Origin of the sequence: Parafilimonas terrae, assembly GCF_900115755.1 — a bacterium.
Classification (GTDB): domain Bacteria; phylum Bacteroidota; class Bacteroidia; order Chitinophagales; family Chitinophagaceae; genus Parafilimonas; species Parafilimonas terrae.
The window spans coordinates 147,315-160,188 of sequence record NZ_FOXQ01000012.1; the positions used below are offsets into that span (position 1 = coordinate 147,315).

Consider the following 12,874-nt stretch of genomic DNA (forward strand, 5'->3'; position numbering starts at 1 on the left):
TTTTTTTTACATATTGCAAACAATAGTTAAGCCATTCAAAAAAAATCGTTGCCTATACTTACACTTTTACCCGGTTTCTTTCAAAGTAATTAATCTCTGTTAACAGTTACAATTGCATTAAAGGCACGATTATGAAATTATATAAATCATTAACTGATACCCAGTTAATTCTTAGGTTTCAGGAGGGCGATTGCAGCGCTCTTGAGATGCTTATTTCCCGTTATAAGGACAAACTTTTTAGCAGTATTTTGTTTTTGGTTAAGGATAAATTTCTTGCTGAAGATCTTTTCCAGGAAACCTTTTTGCGGATTATTGACACTTTGCGCAGCCGCCGTTATAATGAAGAAGGTAAATTTTTACCATGGGCCATGCGCATAGCCCATAATCTCTGCGTTGATTATTTCCGCAAGATAAAGCGCACGCCTACCATTCTTACCCAGGATAAAAAAGATATTTTTGATGTAATACACGTGGTTGTAAACGATAATGCAGAGAGCAGGATTATCCGCAACCAGAATTATGACCGCATTCACCAGATGCTTGATAAACTGCCCGAAGAACAAAGAGAAGTTATTGTGTTAAGACATTTTGGCGATATGAGTTTTAAGGAAATAGCCGAAACTACTAATTGCAGTATTAACACGGCTTTGGGAAGAATGCGCTACGGGTTGATAAACCTTAGGAAAATGATGTTGGAAAAACAAATAAATTTGTAAGATATTGTTGTTAGACAGTGAGGAAGATGGCCGGTGTGATGTTTCCCCTTTAATGCTTACCGTATCTTAAACTGATTAACAACAAAATGATAAAGGCTGTTTGAATTAACAGCCTTTATTGTTTATATAACAACTTAAAACCATTTCTTCTTCATAAAATACCAGGCTATTATTACAGATACTACGATAGATAAGATAACCGGTGTATAAAATGCATGCGGCGCATTTGCATAAGGAATGGCCACATTCATACCATAAATACTTGCCACTAAAGATGGAAATGAAAGTATAATAGTAATGGATGTAAGCCGCTTCATTACATTATTGAGGTTATTGCTGATGATGCTGGCAAAGGCATCGAGCGTACTGCTTAATATATTCGTATAAATATTGGCCATTTCAAGCGCCTGGCTGGTTTCTACAATAAGATCATTCAATATTTCCCGCTCGTCATCATTTAGTGATAAAAAGTTTGTTCGTTCCAGTTTTATCATCAGCAGTTCGTTACTGCGTAAAGCCGTTACAAAATATAAAAGGCTTTTTTGAATGCGCATAAGAGTAAGCAATTCTTCATTTCGGTTACTGTCATATAATTTTTGCTCATAAGTATTGCGGCGATTATTGATCTCCTTTAAAAAATCCATGAAATTCTGCACCACCTTCTCAAAAATCTTAAGCACCATAATATTCCGCTTATCAGGATTGCGTTTTTGAAAAGTGCCGAGGAATTTTTTTATAGCATCATTGTCAAAAGAATTTACCGTAATAATCTGGTGCCTGGTAAGAATAATACAAATAGGTATGGTTATATAATAAGCATCGCTGTCATTGAATGAATTATTTTCCGCCGGCGTTTTTATTACAATAAAACGCACCTCGTCTTCCACCTCATATCTCGGGCGTTCATCAATATCAAGGGAATCACGCAAAAATTCTATGGGTATATCGAGCGTTTTGCTTAGCTCCTGGAATTCTTCATCCTTAAAAGGCGGTACGAGGTTCACCCAAACTGCATCAGCCGGTTTTTCTATCTCTATTGCAGCACTGTTTAAAATTTTAAAAAGCTGAACCATTTTGGTGAATTGTAAATGATAAAGAAAGATATAAACCGGGTGAAGTTACCGTTTGAATTAATTTCATATTTCAATTTCACCTTTAAAAACAAAAGTTGCCGGGCCGCAAAGCCAAATATTTTCAAAACTTGTTTCGCCTGTCTTATCAAAATCAACGGCAAGGTTGCCACCGGGCGTTTTAACATTAACGTGATTAAATCCATTATCATTATGGGCAAATGAAAGCGCCGACGCCGTTACGCCAGTGCCGCAGCTTAATGTTTCGTCTTCAACGCCGCGCTCATAAGTGCGCACGTAAACTTTTCCTTCATCTTCCTGTTCAACAAAATTTACATTAATGCCTTCATCTGCAAAGCGTTTATTATAGCGTATTTCGCGGCCAAGTTTTACCACATCAATATCCATTACATTATTTACCGGTTTTACATAATGCGGAGAACCCGTATCAAGAATATAATCTGAAAACATAGATATTTCAACGGCATTTACATCTTTCATTTTTAAATCAACCCAGCCATTATTTTCAATGGCGGCCTTATGCGGCCCGTCAATTGCATTAAACAAATATTCGGTTTTGCTTAAACCCATATTATAGGCAAACTTTACCATGCAACGTCCGCCGTTGCCACACATGGTGCTGGTATTACCATCAGCATTATAATACTGCATATCAAAATCAAAACCTTCTTTATCATTCATTAGCATTAAACCATCTGCACCAATACCAAAACGGCGGTCGCATAATTGTTTAACCTGGTGATTGGCCAAGCTGATATTTTTATCATTTCTATTATCAATAATTATAAAATCGTTCCCGGTTCCCTGGTATTTATAAAAAGTAAGTTTCATATCAAAGATTGATTGACGTAATTATATTTAAAGTTTTTTCAATTAAGCTGTGTATGGTTTTACCTGAGTCTTTAGAGAAAGTTCCCGCCACACGGTTAGCTACCACCGCACTTAAGCTAATGCAATTATGGCCTAGCAATTTACCTAAACCATAAATGCCTGCTGTTTCCATTTCAAAATTCATAATGCGGTAATTGCCAGCATTAAATGTTGTTAAACGGTCTATCAGTTCAGGATAAGCCAGCCCCAGCCGCAGCATCCGGCCTTGCGGACCATAAAATCCCGGGCAGGTAACCGTAATGCCATGATGAAAACCATCAACAAAATGTTTAAGCAAAGATGCAGCGCCTGCTGCGATATATGGCTGTGCAAACCTGCTACTTAACTGCGTGTGCAAAATAAATTGCTGTAACAAATTTTTTTCTTCTTCATTATTATCGTCGGCAACATAAAAATTAAGCAGGTTATCTATGCCAAGGCCATGCGTGGACACCACGAAGCTGTCTTCAGGCGCATCTTTTTGGAGTGAACCGCAAGTGCCAATACGTATTATATTTAACTGGTGCAATTGTTTTTTTACCTGGCGCCCGTTAAAGTCAATATTTGCCAGCGCATCCAGTTCCTGCATTACAATATCAATATTGTCAGTGCCAATGCCGGTGGATACAACTGATATCCTTTTTCCTGCAAGTTTTCCGGTATGGGTTACAAATTCCCTGTGTGACTGTTTTATTTCAACTTCATCAAAAAACTTACTTACCAGGGGCACTCTTTCCGGATCGCCAACGGTTATTATTGTTGAGGCAATTTCCGACGGCAACAAATTAAGGTGATAAACCGCGCCACGCTCATTCAGGATAAATTCACTTTCGGCAATTTGCATAATCTGTTTATTAGATTTTAGCAAATATTAAAATTTATTTCGTGAGTTAGGATTTGTTTTGACGCTTGAATGCTTTGCTTTATTTTCGCACCCCGTTTATGGTTCCGTGGCCGAGTGGCTAGGCAGAGGTCTGCAAAACCTTTTACAGCAGTTCGAATCTGCTCGGAACCTCTGAAACCCTCTCCTCAAAACGGAGAGGGTTTTTTAATTAATAAACTGGCAATGAAATAATTCTGAAATGAAATACTCTCAAACCATAGGCTGTATTCTTGTATTATTATTAGCAGGCGCCTGTTATTTACCCTGGAGCTTTATACCGGATAGAAATATTTTGGTTACAGGCATGGAGGCGCCAGGCACTATGTATGGCAAGCCTGGCCTTATGCATATTGTGCTTGGTGTAGTGCTGCTGTTGTTTTTTATAATACCCAAAATATGGGCAAAACGTATTAACGTTTTTATAAGTGCTATTAATCTTGCCTGGAGCATACGCAATTTTATGCTGCTTTCAACCTGCTATATGGGCGAATGCCCTGAAAAAAAGATGGGCCTGTACGTGGAATTATTACTCTCTATAGGAATTTTAATTATGACTTTCCTGCCCGATTTAAGACGAATTGAAAAAAAGTAAACCCGCCAAATAAATATTAAATATATTTTTATATATTATAGCAGAACCTATATTCGCTAAATCATAAAGACCTTATTTCTTATTTCCTTCTTGACCTCCAAGTGAAAAATCCCCGCATAAGCTTAGGTAATACCCTTGCCATATAAACCTATAATATAGCTTTATTGGATTTAAACAACATATATAATAATAAAATATTTATTTATTATTTATATTATTAATCAAATAATTTATAGAATTGTGCAATAGATAATTAAATTATAAATTTTATTCATTTAATTATTGAAATAAATCCTTAGTATTTAATCACGATGCTTGCTGTGTGGAAGAACCAATTTTCTCTAACTCAAATTAAACTGTCATGACTAAAAGGATCGCCTCTTCCATTTCTTTTCTGCTTATTAGTACTGTAGCCTTTAGCCAGGAGGATTCAGCAAAAACATCTCCCTGGCCAACTATTACAGGTTCGGTAGATGTTTATTATCGCTACAATTTCGCCAATGCCAAAGATGCTTCAACAGGCGAAAAATACACCAACAACTACACGGCATTTACCAACTCCCGGAATTCATTTGAATTGGGCATGGCAAGCCTGCGGGCCGATCATAGTTTTGGTAAAGCAAGCGCAACCGTTGATTTAGGCTTTGGTAAAAGGGCTGAAGAATTTTCCTATGCTAACCCGGATCACTCAACACTTTTTGCTGTAAAACAGGCATTTTTAAGTTATGCAGTTTCAGACAAGTTTAAACTGACAATGGGAAAATGGGCCACGCATATAGGCTATGAACTTACAGATGCTTATCTCAACCGTAATTACAGCATGGATTATATGTTTTCTTACGGGCCTTTTTCTCACACCGGTTTAAAGGCTGATATTGGCTTAGGTAAAAAGAGCAACCTTATGCTTGGTGTGGCCAATACTACGGACTACGTTTCTCAAAACAATTCCCGCTTTTTCGGGCTTGCCCAATTCAGCACTGCAACGGCTGATGACAAACTAAGCGCTTATATTAACTACCAGGGGAGTTATGGCGGCAGCTATGGTTTAACCCAATTTGATTTGGTGCTTCTTGGTACCGTTTCGGATAAATTCAGCATTGGTTATAATGGAACAGTTCAATCTGTAAAACCAGACGGTGGCAGTTCCAACAGTTGGTGGGGCTCTGCGTTATATTTCAACGTAGACCCGTTAAGCAGTTTTGGAATAACACTTCGTGGCGAATATTTCGACAACAAAAAAGCTGTTGTCGCAGCGCCCGGTACAAGCATTTTCGACATTACACTCTCGCCCAATTTCAAAATTGGCAACCTTACTATTATACCTGAATTAAGATTTGAAAACGCCAAAGACGAAGTATTCTTTAAAAACAATGGCGATCCCGTTAAATCAACTTTTACAGGCATTCTCGCAGCAACTTATCATTTCTAATTTTTTAATCAAACCAAAAATTTCTGTTATGAAAAGAAAACCGGTTCCTTTTCTTCTTTTCAAAACAGTAGATGTCATCAGCCCGATGCGTGTGAGTGAAGAATACGAAATGCCCGGGCTTGATATTACCCGGCACGATGAAAGTTTATAAGCAGCATGTTTTCCGGATACCAAACCGTTACTGCAGAAAAAGCCCCCATTTTGGGGCTTTATTCTTTTACAGATACTTCGTTCAGCTAAATTTGCCTGATGCAATACACGCTGAAAAAATCGCTGGGCCAGCATTTTTTAAAAGATGATAACATTAGCCGGAATATAGTTTCGGCACTAACAAAACACCCGTTTAATAACCTGTTTGAAATAGGGCCCGGCGGCGGGGCACTTACCAAATTCCTGGTTCAGTTAAATAATATCAATTTTAAGGCAATAGAATTCGATACTGAAAAAGTAGAATACCTGTTGCACACTTATCCTTCATTAAAAGGCAAATTAATTCACGAAGATTTTTTAAAAGCCAGTTTGCCTTTTGAAGATGAATTTACCGTGATTGGAAACTTTCCTTACAATATTTCGTCACAGATACTTTTTAAAATCCTCGAATGGAAGGAACATGTGCCATTGGTAATTGGTATGTTTCAGAAAGAAGTGGCGCAGCGCATTGCATCAAAGCCCAATACAAAAGTTTATGGCATACTAAGCGTTTTAATACAGGCCTTTTACAATGTTGATTATTTATTTGATGTGCCGCCATCTGCATTCAATCCCCCGCCAAAAGTTATGAGCGGCGTTATTGAACTAACCCTCAAAAAAGAGCCATTAAATGCAAGCAATAAAGAAAATTTTTTCCTGCTGGTGAAAACAGCATTTAACCAGCGCAGAAAAAAAATGCGTAATGCTGCTCGTAATTTATTTAATGAAGATATTTTGCAGGCCGGAATTTTTGACAAGCGTGCAGAGCAATTGAGTATTGAAGAATTTGCCGCGCTTACATTTAAAATGAAATAAGTTATAAAATTTTTGGACAAAAACATGTCAAACAAAAAAGCAATTATTACCGCCAAAGTTCACGCATATTTATTGGATGAATTAAAAACAAAGGGCTACGAGGTTTTACATATACCGGCTGTAACATACCAGGAACTTGAATCGCTTATAAAAGACGCCACTGGTTTAATCGTTACAACCAGGCTTAAAATTGATAAAGCCATAATTGACAAAGCCACCAATTTAAAATGGATCGGGCGGTTGGGAAGCGGCATGGAACTGATTGACGTTGCTTATGCTGAAACAAAGGGCATCGTTTGCGTAAGCAGCCCTGAAGGTAACCGTAATGCTGTTGCCGAACATGCACTTGGCCTGGTATTGAATTTACTGAACAATATTACAAGCAGCTTTGAAGAAGTGAAACATGGCGAATGGATTCGCGATGCCAACCGCGGAACGGAATTAACGGGTAAAACCATTGGCATAATTGGTTATGGAAATACCGGCGAAGCCTTTGCTAAATTGTTGTCTTCATTTGACTGCACCGTTTTGGCGCACGACAAATACAAATTTGGCTTCGCAAAAGATTATGTTCATGAAGCCGAGCCTGAACAAATAGCACGTTATGCGGATGTGGTAAGCCTTCATTTGCCACTTACAAAGGAAACCTTCCATTATGCCGACGAAGCATTTTTCAAACGCTTTGAACGCAAGCCTGTTTTTCTTTCCTGTTGCCGCGGAAAGGTAACAGATACAAAAGCCTTGTTAAATGCATTGAACAGTGGCTTTATTAAAGCTGCAGGCATAGATGTTTTGGAGAATGAAAATCTTACTTCTTATTCCGATGAGGAAAAAACCACGCTTCAAAATTTATGCAGCAAAAAGAATGTAATTATAACGCCGCATATTGCAGGTTACAGCCATGAAGCTTTTTTTAAAATGGCAAAAGTTGTATTGGATAAATTACAGGCGCAAAAAGTTTTATAGATTGATTTAATAATCTGCAACATTACTTCGCCAGTTTTATCAGCGTATCTGCATCTGTACCCTGGTCCCAGGTTTTTACCAGGTGGTGTTCCTTATTATATAAAGCCATAAACGGCGTGAACTTTACGCGGTAATAAGATGGTATGGCATAATTTTCATCTCTTGCTATAATAATATTAGTAAACTGCTGCAGGTTGAATTTTTTTGCAAACTCTCTTACTTCAGGCAAAGGATAATAACTCACCCAAACAAAATAAATATCTTTCATATCCTTCATTTTTTTGCTGAACTCATCGGCAGTTATCTGGCAATGCCCGCATTCGGGGCTGAAGTAGATAATAACAACTGGTTTATCTTTTGGAATGGCTTTATCGTTTATATAAGTGCTGTCAACTTTTAAAACCGTAAATGCAGGTATATGCAAAGAATCTTTTTGATAAGGCGGAATAGTATCCGTTTCCTGTGCATGAGCTGAATAAAGCTTAAGGCTGATGATGAAAAGGAACAATAACTTTTTCATTCGATATTTTTTGAGTTTGGACTTCTGAATATTGAATTAATTTAATTGCTTTAAAAATTGCATGGTATCAATCCCGTCAGCATAATCTGTAAGCAACGGAGATTGCGTTTTGCCAAATGGAATAAAACTTTTTCCAACTATGCATTGAACATCTGCATTCTTTTGCAAACTTTCAGCCAATGTTTTAGGCTCATTATAAAAACTGTAATTAACCTGGCTCACCGGCGCAAACACGTTGTCACTTTCTGTTAATATCAAAGAATCATTCGTCATATAATATTTGTGATTCATGATAAGCAAGGCCAGTTGATAATCATAATTATTTTTGTATTTATGAAAATCTGAAAAGTGATTGTATTTCCTTAAGGCATCAAGCAAACCAATAAAATCGTAACCTTCCGGAACAAAAAGCCTCGTTACATTTCTGCAACCCATGCCATAATAAAGCTGAATATCATCTGCCAGTAAATTTAATTCCTCTTCCGTTTCATCGCCGTTTAAAATAGCAACGGATGTTCTGTTCCGGCGGATAATATTTGGATACTTTGAAAAATAATATTCAAAATAACGGCTGCTGTTATTGCTCCCCGTTGCAATATAAGCATCGCAGTTTTTAAGCGTTTCCGCAAACGCTATATAAGTCTCAGCTTCTTTGTTAAATTCTGTAAGCTTTTCTGCCACATGTTTAATTAAAACTTCATCTTTTGAAGAAGGTTTTATAACAGCCCTATTACCGCTTATAAATACACATAAAAAATCGTGAAAACCCACCAGCGGTATGTTGCCGGCCATTACAATGCCTACATTTTTTTGAACAGGCGGATCGTTTTCCAAGGCATATTTTTTTATCCATTCTTCAAGCAAATGGCGTTGCAAAAAATGCTGTTCAATATTCTGTAAAGCCAGGCTAATAAACTCCAGGCTAAACCAGGGGTTCCGGGCATTTGCCTTTTGCTTTACAGACTGAAGCATTTCATCATCCTCCAAAAAGTATTCACCAAGCTTTACCAGCAAATCAACTCGTTCTTTAATATTCATTATTGATGCTTAATTTTACACGCAAAAGTATTTAACCAGATATAAAATAAAAGTTATGGCTATTAAAATAACAGATGAATGTATAAACTGTGGAGCCTGTGAGCCTGAATGCCCTAATAATGCCATTTATGAAGGCGGCGTTGAATGGGCTTTTGCAGATGGCACAACAGTGCGCGGAGAGGTGATAATGATGGATGGAACTGCTGTGGATGCCGAACAGCGCATGGCGCCACTGGCGGTTGACACTTATTATATTTCGCCCAATAAATGCACGGAATGCCAGGGTTTTCATGAAGAGCCGCAATGCGCAGCTGTTTGCCCGGTCGATTGTTGTGTGCCGGATGAAATGTACCAGGAAACAATTGAAGAATTACTGGCAAAAAAAGATAAACTTCATATTTAATAAAGTTAGTATCATTAAATTCTTAACTTTAACCGAAGGTTTTATATCCTGATAAAAGAATGGCAACGTTTTTGGAACTATCAAGATATTACTAACCTGGAAAAGCACAATTCTAACTGTTGCGAAAAGCAACATTAAAAAGGCGGGTGATATTTCCCGTTGACAAAAGGTGAGGGTGAAAAACGCTCACCTTTTTTATTTTAAACCGATATGGTTTTCGATTTCTCAAACTGCATGCTGTGCAGTTTTGCATAATAGCCGTTTAATGCCAGCAGTTCTTCGTGTGTGCCGGTTTCCTTTATTTCACCTTTTTCCAAAACAATAATTTTATCTGCTTTGCGTATGGTTGATAAACGATGCGCAATTACAATGGCGGTTCTGCCGGTGATCAAAGTATCAATAGCTTTTTGAATAAGCTGTTCGCTTTCCGAATCAATGGATGAGGTAGCTTCATCTAAAATAAGCACCGCAGGATCGGATAATATCGCCCTGATAAATGATATTAACTGGCGCTGGCCCAGGCTGAGCGTATTGCCGCGTTCCATTACATTGTAATCATAATTGCCGGGCAACTGCATAATAAAATTATGCACGCCGATCAGTTTTGCAGCCTCAATAACTTCTTCCCTTGATATTTCATTATTATGAAGTGTTATATTATCCATCACAGAGCCGGAGAAAAGAAAAACATCCTGTAATACAACTGCAATATTCTTTCTTAAAACATCCACATCATAATGCTCCACATTCACATCATCTAATTTTATTGCACCCTTTTTTATTTGATATAACCTGTTCATTAAACTGATGATAGAAGTTTTGCCGCTGCCTGTATGCCCAACAATTGCTACGGTTTCGCCTGCATTAACCTTAAAGGAAATATTTTTCAAAACATAGTTTTCTTCTATGTATGCAAACCAAACGCTATCAAATTCAACCTTTCCTTTTAATCTTTCTGTTGGCGCAAATGCATCTTTTGGCGATGGTGGCAAAGTATCTGTGTTATCCATTACTTTAAACACACGTTCCGCAGCAATCACACCCATTTGTATCACGTTAAATTTATCGGCAATTACACGCAGCGGCCTGAATATCTGGTTGAGGTAAAGAATAAAAGCAACAAGCTCGCCGGCCAGCTCTTTATTCTTTATGGGATTGGAAGCACCCTGGCCCGCAAGCCACCAAACCAGCAAACCTGTTGAAACAGCAAGCACAATTTCAACAACAGGGAAAAAAACAGAGTAAGCAAATATGGAACGGATATTCGCATTACGGTGGTGCCGGTTAATTTTCTTAAAGTTTTCAAGCTCCCTGTCTTCAGCCGCAAAGGCCTGCAATATTTGTATGCCGGTAATACGTTCCTGCACAAAAGCATTCAATGCAGCCACTGCGTTACGCACCTGTATAAAACTTTTGTTTACACTTTCTTTAAAATAATAAGTTGCGATAATAAGAAAAGGAAAAGGTATTAAAGCAATTAAAGTAAGCTGCCAGTCAGTAACAAACATAGTAACCAGCACAATGATGATAGAAAGCAGGTCGGCAAAAATGGGCACCAGGCCGTCAGAAAAAATATCGTTGATGCTTTCAATATCATTAATTGTTCTTGTGGTAAGCGTACCAATCGGGGTTCTGTCGAACTGCCTTAAATTAAGGCCAAGGATTTTTTTATATACTGCTGTACGCATATCCCTTACCACGCTTTGTCCAAGCCACGATGTAATAAAACTGAAATAAAACCTCGCCGCCGTTTCTATAAAAATAAAGGCAACCTGGAATACAGTTACGGCAATAATAAACTGCCAGGCAACACTTAAATCTCGGTTGGGAAAAAGCAGCTCGATTATCCAGGGTGTATGAACATTTTTACCGGTTGCTTTATCAACTGTTAACTGGATAAAGAAAGGGCGCACGGGCGTAAAAAATGAGAGAACAACAGCCAGCACAATGCTTACAATAAAACGCCAGCGATAAGGTTTTACAAATGCGAAAACGCGTCTCAGTACCGAAAAATCAAAATGCTTCTTTTGTTCAGCTCCGCTCATAATGCCCGCCAAAGGTAAACGGTAAAAATCAAAAACTTCAGCCGTCTAACCTATTTGCCGCTCAACAAAAACGGCTTACACTTTTGAAATGATATTTTTTATTTTGATATCAGCTAATGCATAACAGGCTGCGTTTCGTGTGTATAATTTAATAGCAACAACACTTTAATATTTAATTACCAGTTCATCCGATTTAAAAAAATATAACCCGCCTGTAACATTTTGAACACAGATGCGTATAAGGATGGTTCACATTAAACTCATCAAAAATTAAAAATCATACAATGAAAAAATTATTTGTGCTCTTTTTATTTTTATGCAGCATTGCTTTATTAAATGCTCAATCTACCGTTATCCGGGATGCCCATGCACAGGCAAGAAAAATAAGCAGCTTTCATGCAATAGAAGTTTCAAACGGCATTGACCTCATTATAACCCAGGGCAATGAAGAAGCTGTGGCAGTAAGTGCTTCTTCGCCGGAAATAAGAGACCGCATCAGGACTGAAGTTTCAAATGGCAAGCTGAAAATATATTTTGATAACAAAGGCCTGCATGGCTGGAAATTAAAAAGAGAACTAAAAGCGTATGTGAGTTTTAAAAACCTTGATGCACTGGAAGCAAACTCCGGCGCAGAGGCCTCAACAAATGGCAATATTAATGTGAACACATTAAGTATTAGTTTATCATCCGGTGCAGATTTTAAAGGCACTGTTACTGCGGCAAAGCTCTCCGTTGATCAAAGCAGTGGCAGCGATATGGATATAAAAGGAAAGGTGAGTGAAGTGAGCATAACCACTACCAGCGGCAGCGATTTTAATGGATACGATCTTATATCAGAAACCTGTAAAGCCGATGCCAGCAGTGGCAGCGACATTGAAATTACAGTGAACAAAACATTAGATGCCTCAGCCAGCAGTGGCGGCGGCGTTAAGTATAAGGGCAATGCTGTAATAAGCAATGTATCAAACAGCAGCGGTGGAAAAATTAAAAAGCAGGGTTAATAAAATAACGTGAGTCCGGGATAAGAAGTTTGATTTATTTTGAATATAAAGTTGTTCAATTTTTATTATGAAGGTGAGCCGACACCTCAACGATAGGAGATGTCTCACGATTTTTTTGATGGTTGCTATTCGGGAGATTTCTCCTATCGTCGAAATGACGTGCACCTCGTTCCTTATCCCGAACTAACGCTAAAATAACATGAGTCCGGGATAAGGATTTTTAATTAATTCAAGTTGCTAGTTAATCAGGTAAGCTTATCAAGAGTAAACCCAAGAATAAACATTACCAGTTTTATTAAAAACCCTTTGAAAGTT

Annotated in this window: 14 protein-coding genes and 1 tRNA gene; 9 read left to right on the forward strand and 6 right to left on the reverse strand. The window is 37.9% G+C overall.

The window, feature by feature from the left end:
• Nucleotides 1-131 precede the first annotated feature (131 nt).
• On the forward strand, nucleotides 132-716 hold the full coding sequence (locus tag BM015_RS17260; protein WP_090661590.1) for an RNA polymerase sigma factor: 585 nt from the start codon (nucleotides 132-134) through the stop codon (nucleotides 714-716).
• 134 nt (nucleotides 717-850) lie between these two features.
• Here BM015_RS17260 and BM015_RS17265 read toward each other — a convergent pair whose 3' ends face one another.
• The 3 genes from BM015_RS17265 to BM015_RS17275 form a co-directional block, all read right to left on the reverse strand.
• Complete coding sequence (locus BM015_RS17265) at nucleotides 851-1,789, reverse strand: magnesium transporter CorA family protein (protein WP_090661593.1); 939 nt, start codon at nucleotides 1,787-1,789, stop codon at nucleotides 851-853.
• 63 nt (nucleotides 1,790-1,852) lie between these two features.
• Entirely contained in the window at nucleotides 1,853-2,638 is a 786-nt protein-coding gene (dapF, locus tag BM015_RS17270; protein WP_090661596.1) for a diaminopimelate epimerase, read from the reverse strand.
• Between the two features lies 1 nt (nucleotide 2,639).
• Nucleotides 2,640-3,521: a nucleoside phosphorylase gene (locus BM015_RS17275; RefSeq protein ID WP_177191951.1), complete on the reverse strand. Its 882-nt coding sequence runs from the start codon at nucleotides 3,519-3,521 to the stop codon at nucleotides 2,640-2,642.
• A 100-nt stretch (nucleotides 3,522-3,621) separates the two neighbouring features.
• On the opposite strand from BM015_RS17275, the gene BM015_RS17280 reads away from it, so the two are divergent.
• From BM015_RS17280 to BM015_RS17300, 6 genes are all read left to right on the forward strand, one after another.
• Nucleotides 3,622-3,692: transfer RNA gene (locus BM015_RS17280), tRNA-Cys, on the forward strand.
• 67 nt (nucleotides 3,693-3,759) lie between these two features.
• The gene (locus tag BM015_RS17285; RefSeq protein WP_090661599.1) at nucleotides 3,760-4,152 is read left to right on the forward strand and encodes a hypothetical protein; all 393 of its coding nucleotides are present in this window, start codon (nucleotides 3,760-3,762) and stop codon (nucleotides 4,150-4,152) included.
• A 361-nt stretch (nucleotides 4,153-4,513) separates the two neighbouring features.
• Nucleotides 4,514-5,581 carry an outer membrane beta-barrel protein gene (locus tag BM015_RS17290; protein ID WP_090661602.1) on the forward strand — a complete coding sequence of 356 codons (1,068 nt, stop codon included), beginning with the start codon at nucleotides 4,514-4,516 and terminating at the stop codon, nucleotides 5,579-5,581.
• 28 nt (nucleotides 5,582-5,609) lie between these two features.
• Nucleotides 5,610-5,732, forward strand: a complete 123-nt coding sequence (locus tag BM015_RS21985) for a hypothetical protein (RefSeq protein ID WP_262497259.1) — start codon at nucleotides 5,610-5,612, stop codon at nucleotides 5,730-5,732.
• A gap of 98 nt (nucleotides 5,733-5,830) precedes the next feature.
• Nucleotides 5,831-6,586, forward strand: coding sequence for a 16S rRNA (adenine(1518)-N(6)/adenine(1519)-N(6))-dimethyltransferase RsmA (gene rsmA / locus BM015_RS17295; RefSeq protein ID WP_090661605.1), 756 nt, complete (start codon nucleotides 5,831-5,833; stop codon nucleotides 6,584-6,586).
• Between the two features lie 24 nt (nucleotides 6,587-6,610).
• Nucleotides 6,611-7,552 (forward strand): NAD(P)-dependent oxidoreductase, encoded by a 942-nt coding sequence (locus tag BM015_RS17300; protein WP_090661643.1) that lies wholly within the window; start codon nucleotides 6,611-6,613, stop codon nucleotides 7,550-7,552.
• A 22-nt stretch (nucleotides 7,553-7,574) separates the two neighbouring features.
• Here the strand turns inward: BM015_RS17300 and BM015_RS17305 are convergent, their stop codons facing one another.
• Nucleotides 7,575-8,072 (reverse strand): TlpA family protein disulfide reductase, encoded by a 498-nt coding sequence (locus tag BM015_RS17305; protein WP_090661609.1) that lies wholly within the window; start codon nucleotides 8,070-8,072, stop codon nucleotides 7,575-7,577.
• A 36-nt stretch (nucleotides 8,073-8,108) separates the two neighbouring features.
• A complete protein-coding gene (locus tag BM015_RS17310) occupies nucleotides 8,109-9,110 on the reverse strand; it encodes an acyl-CoA reductase (protein WP_090661612.1) in 1,002 nt (333 codons plus the stop codon).
• A 55-nt stretch (nucleotides 9,111-9,165) separates the two neighbouring features.
• Here BM015_RS17310 and BM015_RS17315 point away from each other — a divergent pair, with 55 nt between their 5' ends.
• Nucleotides 9,166-9,513: a 4Fe-4S dicluster domain-containing protein gene (locus BM015_RS17315; protein ID WP_090661615.1), complete on the forward strand. Its 348-nt coding sequence runs from the start codon at nucleotides 9,166-9,168 to the stop codon at nucleotides 9,511-9,513.
• A gap of 200 nt (nucleotides 9,514-9,713) precedes the next feature.
• Here the strand turns inward: BM015_RS17315 and BM015_RS17320 are convergent, their stop codons facing one another.
• Nucleotides 9,714-11,558 (reverse strand): ABC transporter ATP-binding protein, encoded by a 1,845-nt coding sequence (locus BM015_RS17320; protein ID WP_090661618.1) that lies wholly within the window; start codon nucleotides 11,556-11,558, stop codon nucleotides 9,714-9,716.
• A 284-nt stretch (nucleotides 11,559-11,842) separates the two neighbouring features.
• On the opposite strand from BM015_RS17320, the gene BM015_RS17325 reads away from it, so the two are divergent.
• On the forward strand, nucleotides 11,843-12,559 hold the full coding sequence (locus BM015_RS17325; protein ID WP_090661621.1) for a head GIN domain-containing protein: 717 nt from the start codon (nucleotides 11,843-11,845) through the stop codon (nucleotides 12,557-12,559).
• The last annotated feature ends 315 nt before the right edge of the window (nucleotides 12,560-12,874 follow it).